Source organism: Microbacterium sp. HM-570 (assembly GCF_054165885.1).
The window spans coordinates 721,063-739,079 of the sequence record NZ_CM135111.1 but is presented as its reverse complement, the minus strand read 5'-3'; the positions used below and the strand labels follow the sequence as shown (position 1 = coordinate 739,079).

General features: G+C 68.5%; 16 protein-coding genes. 14 read left to right on the top strand and 2 right to left on the bottom strand.

All coding sequences use genetic code 11. The features are described 5' to 3' along the window. The first annotated feature begins 85 nt into the window (after nucleotides 1-85). Nucleotides 86-832 (top strand): bifunctional 1-(5-phosphoribosyl)-5-((5-phosphoribosylamino)methylideneamino)imidazole-4-carboxamide isomerase/phosphoribosylanthranilate isomerase PriA, encoded by a 747-nt coding sequence (gene priA, locus ACT9TC_RS03480; RefSeq protein WP_100813756.1) that lies wholly within the window; start codon nucleotides 86-88, stop codon nucleotides 830-832. Continuing rightward, complete coding sequence (locus ACT9TC_RS03475; protein WP_458042043.1) at nucleotides 816-1,619, top strand: SseB family protein; 804 nt, start codon at nucleotides 816-818, stop codon at nucleotides 1,617-1,619. Before priA ends, ACT9TC_RS03475 begins: the two co-directional genes overlap by 17 nt. 12 nt (nucleotides 1,620-1,631) lie before the next feature. Here the strand turns inward: ACT9TC_RS03475 and ACT9TC_RS03470 are convergent, their stop codons facing one another. Further along, nucleotides 1,632-2,057: a DUF1844 domain-containing protein gene (locus tag ACT9TC_RS03470; RefSeq protein WP_458042042.1), complete on the bottom strand. Its 426-nt coding sequence runs from the start codon at nucleotides 2,055-2,057 to the stop codon at nucleotides 1,632-1,634. 228 nt (nucleotides 2,058-2,285) lie between these two features. Here ACT9TC_RS03470 and infC point away from each other — a divergent pair, with 228 nt between their 5' ends. The 10 genes from infC to pheT all read left to right on the top strand — a co-directional run bounded on the left by infC (nucleotide 2,286) and on the right by pheT (nucleotide 11,849). Then, complete coding sequence (gene infC / locus ACT9TC_RS03465) at nucleotides 2,286-2,963, top strand: translation initiation factor IF-3 (RefSeq protein WP_458042041.1); 678 nt, start codon at nucleotides 2,286-2,288, stop codon at nucleotides 2,961-2,963. Nucleotides 2,964-3,038: 75 nt separating this feature from the next. Further along, complete coding sequence (gene rpmI, locus ACT9TC_RS03460) at nucleotides 3,039-3,233, top strand: 50S ribosomal protein L35 (RefSeq protein ID WP_036301881.1); 195 nt, start codon at nucleotides 3,039-3,041, stop codon at nucleotides 3,231-3,233. A 31-nt stretch (nucleotides 3,234-3,264) separates the two neighbouring features. Next, nucleotides 3,265-3,651 (top strand): 50S ribosomal protein L20, encoded by a 387-nt coding sequence (rplT, locus tag ACT9TC_RS03455; RefSeq protein WP_036301883.1) that lies wholly within the window; start codon nucleotides 3,265-3,267, stop codon nucleotides 3,649-3,651. Nucleotides 3,652-3,921: 270 nt separating this feature from the next. Further along, nucleotides 3,922-4,734 (top strand): TrmH family RNA methyltransferase, encoded by an 813-nt coding sequence (locus ACT9TC_RS03450; protein ID WP_458042040.1) that lies wholly within the window; start codon nucleotides 3,922-3,924, stop codon nucleotides 4,732-4,734. A gap of 83 nt (nucleotides 4,735-4,817) precedes the next feature. Further along, nucleotides 4,818-5,609 carry an amino acid ABC transporter ATP-binding protein gene (locus tag ACT9TC_RS03445; RefSeq protein WP_458042039.1) on the top strand — a complete coding sequence of 264 codons (792 nt, stop codon included), beginning with the start codon at nucleotides 4,818-4,820 and terminating at the stop codon, nucleotides 5,607-5,609. A gap of 92 nt (nucleotides 5,610-5,701) precedes the next feature. After that, nucleotides 5,702-6,565, top strand: a complete 864-nt coding sequence (locus tag ACT9TC_RS03440; RefSeq protein WP_458042038.1) for a transporter substrate-binding domain-containing protein — start codon at nucleotides 5,702-5,704, stop codon at nucleotides 6,563-6,565. A 72-nt stretch (nucleotides 6,566-6,637) separates the two neighbouring features. Next, nucleotides 6,638-7,285 carry an amino acid ABC transporter permease gene (locus ACT9TC_RS03435; protein ID WP_458042037.1) on the top strand — a complete coding sequence of 216 codons (648 nt, stop codon included), beginning with the start codon at nucleotides 6,638-6,640 and terminating at the stop codon, nucleotides 7,283-7,285. Further along, the gene (locus ACT9TC_RS03430; protein WP_458042036.1) at nucleotides 7,282-8,217 is read left to right on the top strand and encodes an amino acid ABC transporter permease; all 936 of its coding nucleotides are present in this window, start codon (nucleotides 7,282-7,284) and stop codon (nucleotides 8,215-8,217) included. The genes ACT9TC_RS03435 and ACT9TC_RS03430 overlap by 4 nt, the downstream gene beginning before the upstream one ends. A 51-nt stretch (nucleotides 8,218-8,268) precedes the next feature. Further along, entirely contained in the window at nucleotides 8,269-9,309 is a 1,041-nt protein-coding gene (gene pheS / locus ACT9TC_RS03425; protein ID WP_458042035.1) for a phenylalanine--tRNA ligase subunit alpha, read from the top strand. Then, complete coding sequence (gene pheT, locus ACT9TC_RS03420) at nucleotides 9,309-11,849, top strand: phenylalanine--tRNA ligase subunit beta (protein WP_458042034.1); 2,541 nt, start codon at nucleotides 9,309-9,311, stop codon at nucleotides 11,847-11,849. Before pheS ends, pheT begins: the two co-directional genes overlap by 1 nt. A gap of 55 nt (nucleotides 11,850-11,904) precedes the next feature. On the opposite strand, the gene ACT9TC_RS03415 is transcribed toward pheT, so the two are convergent. Beyond that, a complete protein-coding gene (locus ACT9TC_RS03415; protein WP_458042033.1) occupies nucleotides 11,905-13,044 on the bottom strand; it encodes an AAA family ATPase in 1,140 nt (379 codons plus the stop codon). 137 nt (nucleotides 13,045-13,181) lie between these two features. On the opposite strand from ACT9TC_RS03415, the gene ACT9TC_RS03410 reads away from it, so the two are divergent. Together ACT9TC_RS03410 and ACT9TC_RS03405 are read left to right on the top strand one after the other, a co-directional pair. Then, complete coding sequence (locus ACT9TC_RS03410; RefSeq protein WP_458042032.1) at nucleotides 13,182-16,046, top strand: MMPL family transporter; 2,865 nt, start codon at nucleotides 13,182-13,184, stop codon at nucleotides 16,044-16,046. Beyond that, nucleotides 16,043-17,905, top strand: a complete 1,863-nt coding sequence (locus ACT9TC_RS03405) for a YhgE/Pip domain-containing protein (RefSeq protein WP_458042031.1) — start codon at nucleotides 16,043-16,045, stop codon at nucleotides 17,903-17,905. Before ACT9TC_RS03410 ends, ACT9TC_RS03405 begins: the two co-directional genes overlap by 4 nt. Nucleotides 17,906-18,017 lie beyond the last annotated feature (112 nt).

The window sequence follows — 18,017 nt, the reverse complement described above, 5'->3', positions numbered from 1 at the left end:
TTCGTGCCTATCCGGCCTTCGGACCGCCCAGCGCGGCACCCGAAATCGGTGTAAAACCGGCGCATCCGCCCACGCACGAGGATCCATGAACGACTTCTCCGCAACACCCGAGCTCGTCCTCCTTCCCGCCGTCGATGTCGCCGGGGGTAAGGCCGTCCGCCTGACTCAGGGCGAGGCCGGCACCGAGACTTTCCACGGCGACCCCGTCGACGCGGCGCTCGATTTCGCCCGGCAAGGCGCAACCTGGATCCACCTCGTCGATCTCGATGCCGCATTCGGTCGCGGAAACAACACCGCGGTGCTGCGCAAAGTGATCAAGCAGGTCAAGGGTGTGCGGGTCGAGCTATCCGGAGGCATCCGCGACGACCGCTCGCTCGAAGCCGCGCTCGAGAGCGGTGCCAGCCGCATCAACCTCGGCACGGCGGCGCTCGAGAACCCTGAGTGGGCGGCGGACGTCATCGCGCGTTACGGCGAGGCGATCGCCGTGGGCCTGGATGTGCGCGGCACGACGCTCGCCGCGCGTGGGTGGACCGAAGACGGCGGCGACCTGTGGACCGTCCTGCAGCGCCTCGAAGCCGCCGGATGCAGCCGCTATGTCGTGACGGATGTCACCAAGGATGGCACCCTCAAGGGCCCGAATCTCGACCTCCTCCGTCAGGTGACGTCTCGCACGCCGAAGCCTGTCGTGGCCTCGGGGGGCGTCTCGAGCCTTGATGACATCGCGGCTCTGCGCGAACTCGTCCCGCTCGGGGTCGAGGGCGCGATCGTCGGTCGGGCCCTCTACGCCGGCGCCTTCACGCTGGCCGAGGCGTTGGATGTCGCAGCCGGCTGACCCGGAAGACCCCGACGGTGGCGTGCACGAGCACGGCACCGACTCGGCGGGCGTTCCCTGGGAGGGACGCGCGTTCCAACCGAACCCGCACGCCGGCGATGACGGTTCTGCGCCCGAAGCCTTTCTCGTCGCCCTCGCCGCGTTCCGCACGGGCGAGGTGGGTCAGGCCGCTGTGGTCGACTCCTTGCGCTCGGCCCGCCTGCTCGTGCCCCTCGTTGCGGAACGCGGCGAGACGGGGGTCGCGCCATCCGGGCTGACCGTGGACAAAACGCAGGAACTCTCGATCGTCACGGTGGCCGCGCCCGACGGGCGCACGGTGCTGCCCGCGTTCTCGAGCGTCGCGGCGATGCAGGCGTGGGATGCCACGGCCCGACCGATCCCGACGCCCATGTTCCGCGTAGCTCAGGCGGCCGTGGGGGAGGGGACAGACCTGATCGTGGTCGATCCGGGCTCCGAGACCGAGTTCGTCATCCGTCGGCCCGCCGTCTGGGCGCTGGCGCAGGGCATCGATTGGGAGCCCAGTTTCGCCTCTCCAGAGGTGTTCGCGGGCCTCCAGGAGAGCGTCGGGGGCGAGCTCGCCGTCATCGATCTCGCGGTGGAGCCCGGCGACCCGACCGCGCGACTCCGCGCTCCGGAACTGGTCGTCAAGCTGGCGTTGATGCAGGGCCTCGAGCAATCGGAGCTGGATGCGGTGCTCGCACGCCTGGCTCAGCGTTGGGCGTCCGATGACCGCATTGCAACGCTCGTCGACTCGCTCACGGTTCGCCTGGAGCGCTCGGCTCCTTGACCACCGGTCGACTCAGGTGACGGGTCCTGTCCACTTCTCGCCCGGACCCTTGCCGATCGGGTCGGGAATGACGGATGCCTCGCGGAACGCCAGCTGAACCGACCGCAGCCCATCGCGCAGTGACCGGGCGTGCATGTCACTGACTTCGGGCGCGGCCGCGCTGATCAAGCCGGCGAGGGCGTTGATCAGTTTGCGAGCCTCATCGAGGTCGGTTTGGCTCTCGGGGTCGTCGGCGAGGCCGGTCTTGACGGCGGCGGCGCTCAACAGGTGAACCGCGGTGGTCGTGATGATCTCAACGGCCGGAACATCCGCGATGTCGCGGGTAGCGGCCGAGGCGGCACGCTCCTGTTCCTCCCAGCGAGCCTGGGTCGCGGCATCCGGTTCCCTACTGGGCTGGACATCTTCAGAAACGTTGTCTTCGGGGGGAATCGTGCTCACGTGTCGCTCTCTGCTAGACTTCTGCGGGCTCCGGGACTTTTGTCTCGGTTCGAAGAGGATTCGCATCCCACCCGCGCCGACCATAGGCCAGGCTACCGGGTACACGTGCTCCGCTGGCTCGTCTCGATCTGAGGCATCCGGTGGTCTGGGCACAAGGCCGGCGGGCTGTATCAACTCCGCGCCGGGTGGAATGCGACGTTCGCTTCACCCGGAAACTCTCGTCTCCGGGTGCTTCCACCCCGTGCGGCTTCGTCGTGCGGTTACCCAGATCTAGAGGAGTTCCGCATCAGCGATCCCCGCACCAACGACCGCATCCGCGTGCCCGAGGTCCGACTCGTCGGCCCCGCAGGAGAGCAGATCGGTGTCGTCCGCATCGAGGCAGCACTGCGCCTCGCTCAGGAGGCAGAGCTCGACCTCGTCGAGGTGGCCCCCAACTCGAAGCCGCCCGTGGTCAAGATCATGGATTACGGGAAGTTCAAGTACGAGGCTGCGCAGAAGGCCAAGGAAGCTCGTCGCAACCAGGCGAACACGGTCCTCAAAGAGGTCCGGTTCCGTCTGAAGATCGACGAGCACGACTACGAAACCAAGCGCAAGCGCGCCGAGGGCTTCCTGAAGACCGGAGACAAGGTCAAGGCGATGATCCTCTTCCGTGGTCGCGAGCAGTCGCGTCCCGAGCAGGGCGTGCGTTTGCTTCGTAAGTTCGCCGAGGACGTCGCCGAGTTCGGCACGGTCGAGTCGAACCCCACGATCGACGGTCGCAACATGGTCATGGTGGTCGCACCGCACAAGAACAAGTCCGAGGTCAAGACCGAGCAGAACGCCAAGCGCGACGCGACCAAGCAGGCCGCACGCGAGGCTCGCGCCCCCCGGACAGAGTCCGAAACGGCTGAATCGGCCGCTGAGTAGGACCCCTCACACGACTCCCGCCTCGGCGGGTGCACACCCACGACGCCCTCCGGGGCCTCAGCAAAGGAAAACGAGATGCCGAAGCAGAAGACCCACTCGGGTGCCAAGAAGCGCTTCAAGATCACCGGTAGCGGAAAGCTCAAGAAGCAGCAGGCCGGTATGCGCCACAACCTCGAGGGCAAGTCGAGTCGTCGGACTCGCCGCCTGAACCAGGACCAGGTCCTGTCCAAGGCCGACACCAAGGTCGCCAAGAAGCTTCTCGGTCGCTGAGCGCGCCGAATCAGGATAGGAAACAAGACAAATGGCTAGAGTCAAGCGGGCAGTAAACGCCCACAAGAAGCGTCGCGTCATCCTCGAGCGCGCCTCCGGTTACCGCGGACAGCGTTCGCGCCTGTACCGCAAGGCCAAGGAGCAGGTCACCCACTCCCTCGTCTACGCGTACCGTGACCGTCGCAAGCGCAAAGGCGACTTCCGTCGTCTGTGGATCCAGCGCATCAATGCCGCGTCCCGCCAGAACGGCCTCACGTACAACCGCTTCATCCAGGGCCTCGGCCTCGCGGGTGTGCAGGTCGACCGTCGCATGCTCGCCGAGCTCGCGGTGAATGAGCCCGCCACGTTCGCGTCGCTCGTTGCCACGGCCAAGGCTGCTCTGCCGGCCGACACCTCGGCACCCAAGGCATCCGCGTAAGCAGCTGTCGATCGAATGCCCCGCTCTCCTCCGGAGGCGGGGTTTTCGTCTGCCTCCGGCATCCGTCGCCCTCCCGCATCCCTTTCCGCACGGCTTGGGGCGTCAGATTCTCGTTGGGGCGCGGTGTCCCGCGCCCCAACGTCGTTCTGACGCCCCAGGGTGGTTGGTGGTTGGTGGTTGGTGGTTGGTTGGTGGGGTTGTGTGAAGGCGGGGGAGAGTGGGTCGCCGGGCGTTCGCGGGTACGACACCGCCGCGCCGTAGACTGTGCGGGTGCTCGAGAACCCGCGCTCACCGCGCGTGCGCGCCGTCGCAAAGCTGACCAAACGAAGCGCCCGTCAAGAGACCGGGCTGTTTCTGCTCGAGGGGCCGCAGGCGGTTCGCGAAGCCCTGACCTATCGCCCCGAGGCGATCGTCGAGTTCTTCGCTACCCCCACAGCGATCGAGCGGCACGGTGAGCTGCGTGAGCTCGCCTCCGCTGCCGGGGTCGAGATCGAGTACACGACCGAAGCCGTCCTCGACGCCATGGCCGACACCGTCACGCCGCAAGGGGTCGTCGCAGTCGCCCGGCAGTTCCCGGTTTCGATCCGCGAGGTTTTCGGGGCTTCACCGCGCCTGATCGCGGTGTGCGAAGAGGTTCGCGACCCCGGCAATCTCGGAACGATCATCCGGGCAGCGGATGCCGCGGGCGCTGATGCCGTCGTGTTGACCGGCCGCACGGTCGATCCGTACAACCCCAAGGTCGTGCGCGCGACCACCGGTTCCCTGTTCCACCTGCCCATCGCGCTCACGACCGACCTCGCGGAGGCGCTCGAGCTGGCGCGCGGCGCGGGCCTGCGGGTCATCGCAGCCGATGTGAAGGGCGACGATCTGCTCGAGGCACGCGACAGCGGGATCCTCACCGAGCCGACCGCATGGCTCTTCGGGAATGAAGCCCGCGGCCTGGAGGACACGGCGCTCACGCTCGCCGATCTGGCCCTGAGATTGCCCATCTACGGCCGCGCGGAATCGCTGAATCTCGCGACCGCCGCGAGCGTCTGCCTCTACGAGAGTGCGTTCGCCCAACGTTCCGTGCGCTCCATCTGAGAGAGACGACCGCCTGTTACGGTCCGGTAAAGGTCGTGTCACCGGCGCATCGGTTCTTCTGACCCGTGCGTAGGGTGAGCTTCATGGTCAGCCAGAGCGACGCACAGCCGAAGACGTCGAACATCGCAGCACGGCGCGGTGAGCCGCTCGTCGTCATCGAGCACGTCGACAAGCACTTCGGTGACCTGCATGTCCTCCGCGACATCACGACCGTCGTCAACAGGGGCGAAGTCGTCGTCGTGATCGGTCCTTCGGGCAGCGGAAAGTCGACGCTATGCCGCGCGGTCAATCGCCTCGAGACGATCGACTCGGGCGTCATCACGATCGACGGCGCGAAGCTGCCGGAGGAAGGCGCGGGACTCGCGAAGCTCCGGGCAGACGTCGGCATGGTGTTCCAGTCCTTCAATCTCTTCGCTCACAAAACGGTTCTCGAGAACGTCACGCTCGGGCCGATCAAGGTCCGTGGCATGAAGAAGAAAGCCGCCGTCGAGATGGCGATGAAGTTGCTCGATCGTGTCGGGGTCGCCAACCAGGCGTCGAAGATGCCGAATCAACTGTCCGGCGGGCAACAGCAGCGTGTCGCGATTGCCCGATCGCTCGCGATGAACCCGAAGGTGATCCTGATGGACGAGCCGACCAGCGCGCTCGACCCCGAGATGATCAACGAGGTTCTCGATGTGATGATCGGCCTCGCTGCGGACGGCATGACGATGATCGTCGTCACGCACGAGATGGGATTCGCACGAAAAGCCGCCGACCGCGTGCTCTTCATGGCGGACGGAGCCATCGTCGAAGAGGCGACCCCCGAGAAGTTCTTCACCAATCCCCAGAGCGAACGGGCACAGGACTTCCTCTCGAAGATCCTCGAGCACTGAGCGCACCGGAAAATACTTGGTCGCCACCGCGGCCGGGGCCCTACAAAACAGGTCGCCAACCCGCGACCCCCACAGCAAAGGACAGGTAGGACATGAAACGTTCACGACTTTCCCTCATCGGCCTCGCGGCAGTCGGCGCGCTCGCGCTCTCGGCATGCGCCGGCGGCAGCGGCGACGAGACCTCGGTCGAGCCCGAGGAATCGCCCACGTTCGAAGCCGGCACCACAATGGCCGAGCTCGCTGAGGCGGGCACTATCACGATCGGTACGAAATTCGACCAGCCTCTCTTCGGTCTGATGGGCCCGACGAACGAGCCGGAAGGATTCGACGTCGAGATCGGCAAGATCATCGCCGCTGAACTAGGCATCGCGGCAGAGGACATCGATTGGAAGGAAGCGGTTTCAGCAAACCGCGAGCCTTTCATCGAGAACGGTGAAGTCGACCTCGTCATCGCCACTTACACGATCAACGACACCCGCAAGGAGGTCGTCTCGTTCGCGGGTCCGTACTACATGGCCGGCCAGTCGATCCTGACCCTGGCCGACAACGAGGACATCGAGAGCGAGGATGACCTGGTCGGCCAGCCCGTGTGCTCGGTGACAGGATCGACCCCCGCCGCGAACCTGGAGGCGCTCGGCGCCGAGGTGTTGCTCACTGACACCTACTCCAACTGCCTCGAGCCGCTGCGTAGCGGCGCCGTCGTGGCTGTGTCCACGGACAACGTGATCCTCGCAGGGCTTGCCGCGCAGAACGAGGGCGAGTTCAAGGTCGTCGGTGAGCCGTTCACGGACGAGCCCTACGGCATCGGCCTGGCGCTCGATGACACCGACTTCCGCATGTGGATCAACGACGTGCTCGAAGCGGCCTATGAGGACGGTCGCTACCAGGACGCCTGGGACGCCACGGCCGGAACGATCCTGCCGTACGTCGACCCGCCCGCGGTCGACCGCTACTGATTGAGCGGATGCCCCGGGCGGCAAGAATTCTGCGTCCGGGGCATCCGTCCCCCTGAAAGGAATGGAGATCGCGTGGAGCAACTCGCCTCGCTGATGCCGGTGTTCTGGGAAGGCTTCCGGGTCACCCTGCTGCTCCTCGCCGTCTCCGGCGTTCTGGCGCTCGTCATCGGAACCGTCATCGCGGCGATGCGTATCTCGCCGGTCGGTTCCCTGCGGGTCTTCGGGGCGGTCTGGACGGAGATCGCGCGCAACACCCCGTTGACCCTCGTCTTCTTCTTCTTCGCTTTCGTCGTGCCGTTCCTCGGAGTTCGGCTTCCCTACGTCGTGCTGGCGATCTTCGCCCTCACGTACTACACGTCGCCCTTCGTCGCCGAAGCGCTGCGCTCAGGCATCAACGGCGTGCCGGTCGGCCAGGCCGAGGCGGCGCGAAGCATCGGCCTGGGCTTCGGTCAGACCGTCACGCTCGTCGTTCTCCCGCAGGCGTTCCGGATGACGATCCCGCCGCTCATCAACGTCTTCATCGCGCTCACGAAGAACACCTCGGTGGCCGGAGCATTCTTCGTCGCCGAGCTCTTCGCATCCACCCGTGAACTGGCGAACGCGAACGGAAACATCGTCATCCCGATCCTTCTCATCACCGCGGCGCTCTACCTGGTCGTGACCGTCCCCCTGGGACTCTTCGCAGGCCAGCTCGAGAAGAGAGTGGTGATGGGCCGATGAGTGCTCCGAGCGTTCTCTTCGACGCGCCCGGTCCTCGCGCGCGGCGGACATCCCGCATCGCGTCCGTCGTCGGCCTGATCGTCGTGGCCGGACTCATCGCCTGGGGTGTGATCATCCTGGCGCTGCCGCGCGAATCCGGCGGCGTGACCGTACCCGGAATGTTCGCGCCGACGCGCTGGGACATCTTCAGTGACCCGGTCGTCTGGGGCTTCATCGGCCAGGGTGTCCTCGCTACGCTGCGAGCCGCCGCCGTCGCGGCCGTGGGCGCGATGGCGCTCGGTATCGTGCTCTCGCTCATGCGCAGTTCGACCATTGCGTGGGTGCGCATCCCCACCGCCGTGTTCATCGAGTTCTTCCGCGGCATGCCCGTGCTGCTGATGATGCTCTTCATCCTTCTGGTTGCCTCGACGGGCGCCTTCTGGGCGGTCGTCATCGCGCTGGTTCTCTACAACGGGACGCTCATCGGGGAGGCGCTGCGGGCGGGCCTCGTCGCGCTGCCGCGCGGTCAGCGCGAGGCCGCGCTCTCGCTCGGCATGCGCGAATTCCAGTCGAAGCTGCTCGTGGAATTCCCGCAAGCCTTCCGGCAGATGTTGCCGATCATCGTCGCCCAGCTCGTCGTCCTGTTGAAGGACACTTCCCTCGGCTACATCGTGGGCTACAACGAACTGATCCGAACGACGATGAATCAACTCGCGAGCTTCTACGGCAACCGCTATCTGTTCTCGCTTTTCGCGGTGTCGCTCGCGATCTACCTCGCGATCAACCTGACGCTGTCGTGGTTCGCACGGTGGTTGTCGCGCCGCACGGCAAGCGGGGGCAAGCGCAGCAAGAAGAGCGGCGGCGGCAAGCCGACCGATCCGGATCAGGCGATCTTGATGGCGGAGGCTTCGGGGATGGCTCGTGCCTCGGGCCAATCCGGCTCCGGCCTGTAGCTCCCGTGGAGCGGCGGGCCCAGGCATCCGGCCCCGGTAGACTCGCCTCTCGTGTCTGACACTCCTGAGATCACGCCCGAGGCGGTCGATTCCGCGGCATCGGCGGCGCTCGCAGCCGTTGCCGCCGCGACGACCACCGCAGAGCTCAAGGCCGCGCGTGCGGCGCATGCGGGGGAGGGGTCGCCCCTTGCGCAGCTGAACTCCCGCATGCGCGATGTGCCGAAGGAGCAGAAGGCCGAGTTCGGCAAGCTCATGGGCCAGGCGCGTGGAAGTGTCGCGCAGGCGCTCGCCGCGCGCGAGGAAGAGCTCGTCGAGGCCGAGACGGCCGCGCGGCTCGAAGCGGAGCGGATCGACATCACCGCGGTGGCGTCCCGCACACGCGTGGGCGCGAGGCATCCGCTCACCCTCCTGCAAGACCAGGTCAGCGACATTTTCGTCGGGATGGGGTGGGAGATCGCCGAGGGACCCGAGCTCGAGCACGAGTGGTTCAACTTCGACGCCCTCAACTTCGACGTCGACCACCCGGCGCGGCAGATGCAGGACACGTTCTTCGTCGACCCGGTCGACCGCCACCTCGTGATGCGCACGCACACGAGCCCCGTGCAGGTGCGCTCGATGCTCGAGCGCGACATCCCGATCTACGTGCTCTGCCCGGGGCGGGTGTATCGCACGGATGAATTCGACTCCACGCACCTGCCCGTCTTCACGCAGTTCGAGGGGCTCGTCGTCGACAAGGGCATCACGATGGCGCACCTCAAGGGCACCCTCGATCACGCCGCGCGGGTGCTGTTCGGACCCGAGGCCAAGACGCGCTTCCGTGCCAACTACTTCCCGTTCACCGAGCCGTCGGCAGAGCTTGACCTCTGGCATCCGACGTTCAAGGGCGGCGCCCGCTGGATCGAGTGGGGCGGCTGCGGCATGGTCAACCCCAACGTGCTGCGCGCCGCGGGCATCGACCCCGAGGTCTACTCGGGCTTCGCATTCGGAATGGGCATCGAGCGGACGCTGATGTTCCGCAGCGACGTGCAAGACATGCGCGATATGGCCGAGGGCGATGTGCGTTTCAGCGAGCAGTTCGGGATGGTGGTCTGATGCGTGTTCCGCTCTCGTGGCTGCGCGAGTACGTCGATGTGCCGACGGATGCTTCGCCGGAGGACGTGCTCGAAGCGCTCGTGCGCGTCGGGTTTGAAGAAGAGGACGTGCACCGGTTCGAGGTGACGGGTCCCGTCGTCGTCGGCGAGGTGCTCTCGTTCGAGGCGGAGCCGCAGTCGAACGGCAAGACGATCCGCTGGTGCCAGGTTCAGGTTGCGCCGGAGGGCGAGACCGCCGCCGATGGTGGCCCTGCCGTGCACGGGATCGTCTGCGGTGCCGGCAACTTCTTCGTCGGCGACAAGGTCGTTGTGACGCTGCCCGGCGCCGTGCTGCCCGGACCCTTCCCGATCGCCGCGCGCAAGACCTACGGTCATGTGTCGGACGGCATGATCGCTTCCGCGAAGGAGCTCGGGCTCGGTGATGAGCACGCGGGGATCCTGCGCCTCAGCGAGCTCGGCATCGACGCACCCGTCGGTACGGACGCTATTGCTCTGCTCGGGCTCGACGACGTCGCGGTCGAGATCAACGTCACGCCTGACCGTGGGTACGCGCTGTCGATGCGCGGTGTCGCTCGCGAGTACTCGCACTCGACCGGTGCGGCGTTCCGCGATCCGGGCCTGCGTCCCTGGGGCGAGGTCGAGCCGGGTTCCGGCTTCGCCGTCGCCGTTGCCGACGATGCCCCCCTCCGCGGGCGCGTCGGTGCCTCGGAGTTCGTGGTTCGCGTCGTTCGTGGGGTGGATGCCTCGGCACCGACCCCGCCGTGGATGATCGCGCGGCTCACTCTTGCGGGCATCCGTTCGCTCGGTGTGCTGATCGACATCACCAACTACGTCATGCTCGAGCTCGGCAATCCGATCCACGGGTACGACCTCGATGCGCTCTCGGGCGGCATCACGGTGCGCCGTGCCCGTGCGGGCGAACACCTCACGACCCTCGACGGCAAGGATCGCACCCTCGATCCGGAAGACCTGCTGATCACGGATGACTCCGGGCCCATCGGTCTCGCGGGCGTCATGGGCGGCGGTCCGACCGAGATGAGCGACGCGACCCGCGATGTGCTCATCGAGGCCGCGATCTTCGACACCGTCTCGATCGCGCGCACGGCACGTCGGCACAAGCTGCCGTCCGAGGCATCCCGTCGCTTCGAGCGCGGCGTCGACCCGCTGATCCCGTTTGTCGCGGCCCAGCGTGTCGTCGACCTGATGGTCGAGCTCGCGGGGGGCACGGTCGATTCGCTCGGCGGCGCCCTGTTCACCACCTATCAACGGCAGGCGATAGCGCTGCCGGCGAGCTTCGTGTCTGGCGTCATCGGCGTCGACTACGAGCCCGCGCGGGTGCGCGGCGCGCTCGAGCTGATCGGATGCGTCGTCGACGAGACGGCCGCCGGCTGGGACGTGACGCCGCCGTCGTGGCGCCCCGACCTGACGGACAAATGGACCCTGGCCGAAGAGGTCGCGCGCATCGAGGGCTACGACCAGATTCCCTCGGTGTTGCCGACACCACCCTCCGGTCGCGGGCTGACCGAGGCGCAGCAGGGCCGCCGCCGCGTGGCGAACGCGCTCGCCGCGGCGGGCTTCGTCGAGACCCCGTCGTTCCCCTTCACGACCGAGGCCCTGAACGACCTGCACGGGTCGGTCTCGGGTGAGCACCTGCCGAGTATCAAGCTCGCGAATCCGCTGGACGGACAGTCGCCGTTCCTGCGGCGCTCGCTGGTTCCCGCGCTGCTGCAGGCGGCGCACCGCAATCTCTCGCGCGGGCTGACGGATCTGGCGATCTTCGAGACCGGCAGCGTGTTTTTGCCCGAGCCCGGGGTCGGGTACGGCACGTCATTCGTGCCGCCGCTCGCCGAGCGGCCGAGCGATGATGTGCTCGCCGAGCTGAACGCGTCGATCCCGCCGCAGCCGCGGCACGTCGCCGTGTTGCTCACCGGAAACCTGGCACCCAAGCAGCCCGCCCGCGCGGCCGAGTCCGCAGACCTCGGCGCGGCGCTCGACGCCGTGCGCGTGATCGCTGCGGCGGCGGGAGTGTCGATCGACGTCGCACAAGGACGACGCGCGGCGCTCCACCCGGGCCGGACCGGTGTGCTTTCGGTGGACGGTCCCGATCAGACGCGTGTCGAGGTCGGGTACGTCGGTGAGCTGCTGCCGGCGGTGGCCGAGGCATCCGATCTTCCCGGTCGTGTGATCGTGGCCGAGCTGAATCTCGATCTGCTGCTCTCGCTCGTGTCGTCGCGGGTCGTCGCGGCGTCGCTGTCGGGCTTCCCCGCGGCGACGCAGGATGTGTCGCTCGTCGTGGCGGCGGATGTACCGGCCGCCGATGTGCGTTCGGCGCTCGAGCAGGGCGCGGGCGAACTGCTCGAGTCGGTGCGGCTGGTCGATGACTACCGCGGCACGGGCGTGCCCGAGGGATCGAAGAGCCTCACGTTCGCTCTGCGGTTCCGGGCCCCGGATCGGACGCTCACGGCGGCCGAGGCGACGGACGCCAAGCTCGCCGGTGTCGCGGCTGCGGCCGAGCGTTTCGGCGCCAGCATCCGCGACTGACGCACCGAATCGTTTGCGGGCGCGCGGATGCGCTGAACGGCGGCACCTGGTGCGGTCAGCGCGAGGGCCAGTGCCATGACGGGACGTCGAGCATGCCCTGACCCTCGATGCGCGTGCCGTAGCCCGTCGACTCCAGCCGCACGATGTCGGCGCCCGCGTTCGCGAGCGACGCGGCCAGCCTGTCGGCGTGCGTCACGACGATGATCTGGCTCTCTTCCGATGCCGCGTTGATCAGCGCCCCGAGCGGATCGAGCAGCTCGGGATGAAGGCTCGACTCGGGCTCGTTCAGCACGAGCAGGGGAGCGGGCCGGGCCGGCAGTAGAGCCGCGCACAGCAGCAGGTATCGGAGCGTCCCATCCGATAGTTCGGTCGTCTCGAGGGGCCGCAACAGGCCGGGCTGGTGCATGAGCAGGCGGAACAGGCCCCCGGATGCCGCGACCTCCACCCGTCCGCCGGGAAACGCACGAGCCACCTCGCGCGCGAGGGCATCGCCGTGTCCGGCATCCTGAATCGTCGCCCACACCGCCGCGAGGTTCTCGCCGCCGTGAGCGAGTGTCTGCGTGCGTGTACCGACTCGCGGATGCCGCGCCGGGGCCTCCCGGTCCGTGCGGAAGTGGTCGTAGAACCGCCAGGCGCGCAGCATCCGTCGCACCGAAAGCGTCTCCGGCGCGGCGTCGCCATCGCCGAGATCGGTCAGGATGCTCTCGAAGGGCGCGAGGCGCTGATCGGCATCGATCCATCCGTCGCGGCGCACGCGCACCGCGGCGCGCGTCCGGTCGACGAGCGTCGCGGCTGGTCGCGCCACGGCGCCGGCGAAGATCTGCTCGCGTTTGATCTCGGCATCGCGGGCGAAGACGCTGAGTTTGTCGGCCTGGGGCAGTCCGTAGTCGACCAGGTAGCCCAGATCGTCTGTCGCTACTCCCAGCCGGAGCGAGATGGGATCGCGCCGCACCGTTCCCTGTGCGCCCGCCCCCGCGGGCGTCTCGGGGCCCGCCCACAGTGCAGAGTCGAGCCCGCCTTCCTCGGCGATGGCGCCGATGGCGTCGCCGGATGCCCCGGCCGCGAGCAGGCGGAGTGCCCGGTACAGGCTCGATTTGCCGGTGCCGTTCGCTCCGGTCACCACGGTCAGGCGCCCGAGGGGGAGGGCGAGGTCGACGAGTGACCTGTATCCGGCTACGGCGAGTGTCTGGATCATGCGCACCAGTCTGGCCCGGGCATCCGACGCTCTGCCGCTCGGCGGGGATGTCCGACTCAACCTGTGGTGTTCTGCCAAAGTAGTTCCGTTGGGGTCGTGGGGGAACGGGCGTAGCCCAGGATGAGGAGTCGTCGGAGATGTCCTCCGTTCTCTATCGAATCGGTCGATTCTGCGCCCGCCGGCGGTGGTGGGTGCTGGCCGCGTGGCTCGTCCTGGCCGTCGGCGGCGGCACGGCTGCCGCGGCGCTCGGCAACAACCTGCAGTCGTCGTTCGACATCCCCGGCACGCAGGCTCAGTCCGCGCTCGACACGCTGGAGCAGCGGTTTCCGCAGCTGAGCGGAGCGAGCGGTCGCGTCGTCGTGGTTGCCCCCGACGGATCCTCGATCGCCGACGATGCGGATGCCATCGGCGCGGTGTGCGAGAGCCTGGCGGTCGTCACGGGAGTGACGAATATCGGATGTCCGTACCCCATGACCGCGAGCGGCTCATCGCCCGCGGGCTCGGGCACCGCCGATCAGGTGTCGTCGGACGGGCGGATGGCGTTCATCGCACTGCAGCTCTCGGATCCAGCCGACGACATTCCGGCGAGCCTCGTCACGGCGGTCGACGACGCGACGGCGCCCCTGACCCAGGCGGGACTGCAGGTGGCGGTTTCGGGGATCGTGCCGGCCGCCGCATCCGGTGTCGATTGGACCGAACTGGTCGGGATGGCCGTGGCCTATGTCGTGCTGGCTGTGACCTTCGGCTCGCTCCTGGCTGCCGGGATGCCGCTCGTCACCGCGGCCATCGGCGTCGGCGTGGCGACGAGCTCGATCACGATCGTCGCCGCTTTCGCGCCGGTTCAGGCGACCGCGCCCGTGCTCGCGACGATGCTCGGCCTCGCGGTGGGGATCGACTATGCGTTGCTCATCACGTCTCGACACCGCGACAACCTCCGGCAGGGCATGGCGGTCCACGAGTCCGTCGCCGTGTCGATCGCGACGGCGGGAACGGCGGTCGTGTTCGCGGGACTGACCGTGATGATCGCTCTGCTCGGACTCGGGGTCGCGGGCATCCCGTTCCTCACGGTCATGGGCCTCGGCGCCGCAGCCGCCGTGCTCTGCGCACTGGCGGTCGCCGTGACGCTGCTTCCGGCGATCCTGACCCTGTGCGGGCGGCGACTCATCCCGAAGCAGCGTCGCCGAAAGCGCGCTGCCGCGGCGCCGAGCGGGCCGAAACCCGCCCCGGCGTGGGTGCGGATCGCGACGCGGGCGCCGCTCGTCACCGCAGCGGTCGTCGTTGTTGTGCTTCTCACCCTGGCGATACCGGCCGCGGGCATCCGTCTGACGCTGCCGGATGCGGGCTACGACCCGGCGGGTTCGCCGCCGCGCGTCGCCTACGACCTGCTGGACGAGGGGTTTGGCCCCGGGTTCAACGGCCCGTTGCTGATCACCGCCGACATTTCTCGCACGCTCGACATCGAACAGGCCCTTGACGCCCTCGACGGTGAGTTCTCGTCGGTCGAAGGCGTCGCGGCGACCTCGCAGGCGTTCCCCAACGAGGCCCTCGACCTCGCGGTGCTCACGATCACCCCCACGAGCGCGCCGAGTTCGGCCGAGACGGGCGACCTCGTGCAGCGGTTGCGCGACATGGTCCCGGCCTTCGAGTCCGCGCACGGGTTCGGCTTCCAGGTCACGGGCCAGACCGCGCTCGCCATCGATATCTCCGACCGGTTGGGGGCGGCGCTGCTGCCGTTCGCGCTGGTCGTCGTCGGGCTGTGCCTGCTGCTGCTGATGATCATGTTCCGCTCGATCGCCGTTCCGGTGACCGCCACATTCGGCTACCTGCTGACCGTGGGGGCGGCACTGGGTGTCTCGACAGCGGTCTTCGAGTGGGGGTGGGCGGCCGATCTGCTCGGCGTGGGGAAGGTCGGCCCGGTGATCAGCTTCATGCCGATCCTGGTGATGGCCGTGCTGTTCGGCCTGGCCATGGACTACCACGTCTTCCTCGTCTCGCGGATGCGCGAGCGCTATGCCGCAACGGGGGTTGCCCGGGCATCCGTGCTCGAAGGATTCTCGGCCTCCGCGCGCGTCGTGACGGCCGCGGCCCTCATCATGTTCTCGGTCTTCTTCTCATTCGTTCCCGGCGGCAACGCCATCATCCAGCCGATCGCCCTCGCGCTTGCGGTGGGTGTGCTGATCGACGCGTTCGTCGTGCGGATGACTCTGGTGCCGGCGCTCATGACGCTGCTCGGCGACCGCGCGTGGTGGCTGCCCCGCGGGCTCGCACGGGTTCTGCCCGATGCCGACATCGAGGGTGAGGCGGTGCAGCGGATGCTCGCGCAGCGCAGTTGGCGGGACGCTGATGAGCTGCGCCGCGATGGTGTGCACGCGCAGGATGCCTCTTTCGCGGGCCTCGATCCGGTGACCTTCGCCGTGCCCGCCCGTGCGGTGCTGCTGGTGCGGGGCGACGGCGCCGATCGGGTCTGCGCCGTACTGGCGGGCAGGTCCGGCGACGTCGAGGGAGACCTGGCGGTGCAGGGGCACCTGCTGCCGTTCGAGCGGAGCACGCTGGCCGCACACAGCGCCCATGTCGAGATCGCGCCCCCGCCCGTGGACGCCGAGTCCGTCGGCGACTACTTGAGGGGGATGCTCCGGCTGAACGGTGTCTCCCGACGCGACCTGTCCGAGCGGACACACGACGCGGCGCGCGCTTTCGACGCCCTTCTCGACGTCGTCGGTGCGCCCGTGGGGACCGAGACCGGACCTGAAACGCTCGTTGCACGGCTGGGCGATGGCGGACGCTGGGCGCTCGACGCGTCGGTCGCGCTGTCTTCCGGCCTGCCGCTCGTGGTGATGGATCTGCGCGGACGATCGCCGCAGGTCGTGGCAGCCGTGCTCGGCCGCCTCGACGCGTCGGCGACGGCCGTGTTCGCCGTCGACGACGAGTGCGCGCCGGTCACCGACCGCATCGTCGTCTCTGTGCGGGTCAGCGCCGCAGCGCTCGAAAGGAGCAGCTCGTGAACAGCTTCTGGAGCCTCGTGCCCGCTCCCGCGCGATCACGCCGACGTGCGGCCGTGGTCATCTTGCTCGCGGTGGTCGCGCCGCTGCTCATCCTGCTGACGATGCTTCCGCAGCGGAGCGAAGAGACGCTGTCGGCCGCGATCGTCAACCTCGATACGCCGATCGAGGAAGGCAGCGAACCCGTGGCTGCGGGCAAGCTGCTCACCGAGAACCTCTTGACGAGCCAGGACGGCCTGACCTGGACCCTGACCGACACGAAAACGGCATCGGCGGGACTCGCCGACGGCAGCTTTCAGGCGATCGTGACGATCCCCGCCGACTTCTCTCAGAATGTCGCAACGATCGGCTCGGATGCCCCGACGGCGGCGCAGCTGCAGGTGCAGACCAGCACCCGCCACGGCTACGTCGAGGGGAAAGTCGCCGACGCGGTCGCGGCCGGGTTGCCCCGCGGCGTCGCCGCCGAGTTGACCTCCGGTTATGTGGCCGGAACCCTGGGCGCTTTCGCGGAGCTGTCGGAATCGCTCGGGCAGGCGGCATCCGGTGCTCACGAACTCACGGCGGGCATTGCGGGCGCGGGCGAGGGCGCCGGCGGGATCGAGGTGGGCACCACCGATCTCGCCGCGGGTATCGGCGAGATCGCGCAGATTCTCGGCGCCCTGCCTCAGGGTGCGCGTGACCTGGGCGCGCTCAGCGGGGCGGCGTCTGCCGACACGGCGGCTCTCGCGGGTTCCGTGGCTTCTGAAGCTCTCGTGGCGGGAGAGCTCGCTCTCGCTCAGGATCTCGGCGTCGCCGAGCTCGACGCGATTGCGGCGCTCATAGCGCTCGATCCGACCCAACCGGCGAGTGAGCTTCTCGATGACATCACGGCCCTGCGTGCGCAGGCCGCGGCAGTCGCCGCACGGCTGCAGACACACGCCGGTGCGCTCGCGGGTGACTCCGTGGATGCGGCGGCGGTAGCGATCGGCGCGGGCGTCGTCGCTGATGTCGCCGGGCCCGTCGCGGTCGGGCTCGGGCAGCTCGCCCAGGCGGAAGCCGAGGCGGCCGCGGGAGCGCGCGCGCTGGCCGAAGGCGCCGGTGAATTGCGGGTCGGGTTGGGCGAACTAGCGTCGGGATCGGGGGAGCTCGCCTCGGGTCTCGACACCGCCGCGGCCGACATCCCCGCATACTCCGCCGACCAGCAGAAGACGATCGCGGGCGTCGTGGCCGACCCGATCGGTGTCAACACCGCATCGGTTGGGGGACCAGCCAACGCCCGTGCGGCGGCAGTGGCCGCGCTCGTGCCCGTCGCTCTGTGGTTGGGTGCGCTGGCCACCGCGCTCGTGGTCGCTCCGTTTTCGCGAGCTGCGCTCGGCACCCCGGCCTCGGCCCGCCGCATCGCGGGGCAGGCAGCGTTCGTCGGTGTGGTGGTCGGTGTCGTCCAAGCCATCCTGGTGTGGGTCGGCGTGGCGGTGTTGGGCGTCGCTCCCGATCGCATGGCCGTTGCCTTCGCCCTGACTGTGGTCATGTCGGTGTGCTTCGCCCTCGTCCACCAGGCGCTCTGCGGCCTGTTCGGTCGTGCGGGTCTGGTTGTCTCGGTCGTCGCGCTCGGGGTGCAGGTTGTCGCGGCGGGAATCGCCGGGCCGGTACCGGCCGGTTCGATCGCCGCGGGGCCCCTTGCGCTGCTGCCACTCAGCCTCGGGCTGCAGGGCACGCAGGCCCTGCTCGGAGGTTCGCTACACGCCGTGCTCCAGGCGGCGATCGGCCTGCTGCTCTGGGCGGGTGTTGCAGCCCTCGGTGCTGTCGCGGCGGTCGCCCGGGCGCGCAGCCGCAGCGCGTTCGAGGGCCCGGCTTCGCGGTCTGCCGCACAACATTCCGGATAACCCGCGGGCCGCGTGGGGGTGCCCCCGGAATGACGGGGGTCGTCGGTTGCGTGGGGCCGATTCATCCGGAATGTTGTCCGCCCCCCGTGCCGGGCGGCCGGGCGGCCGGGCG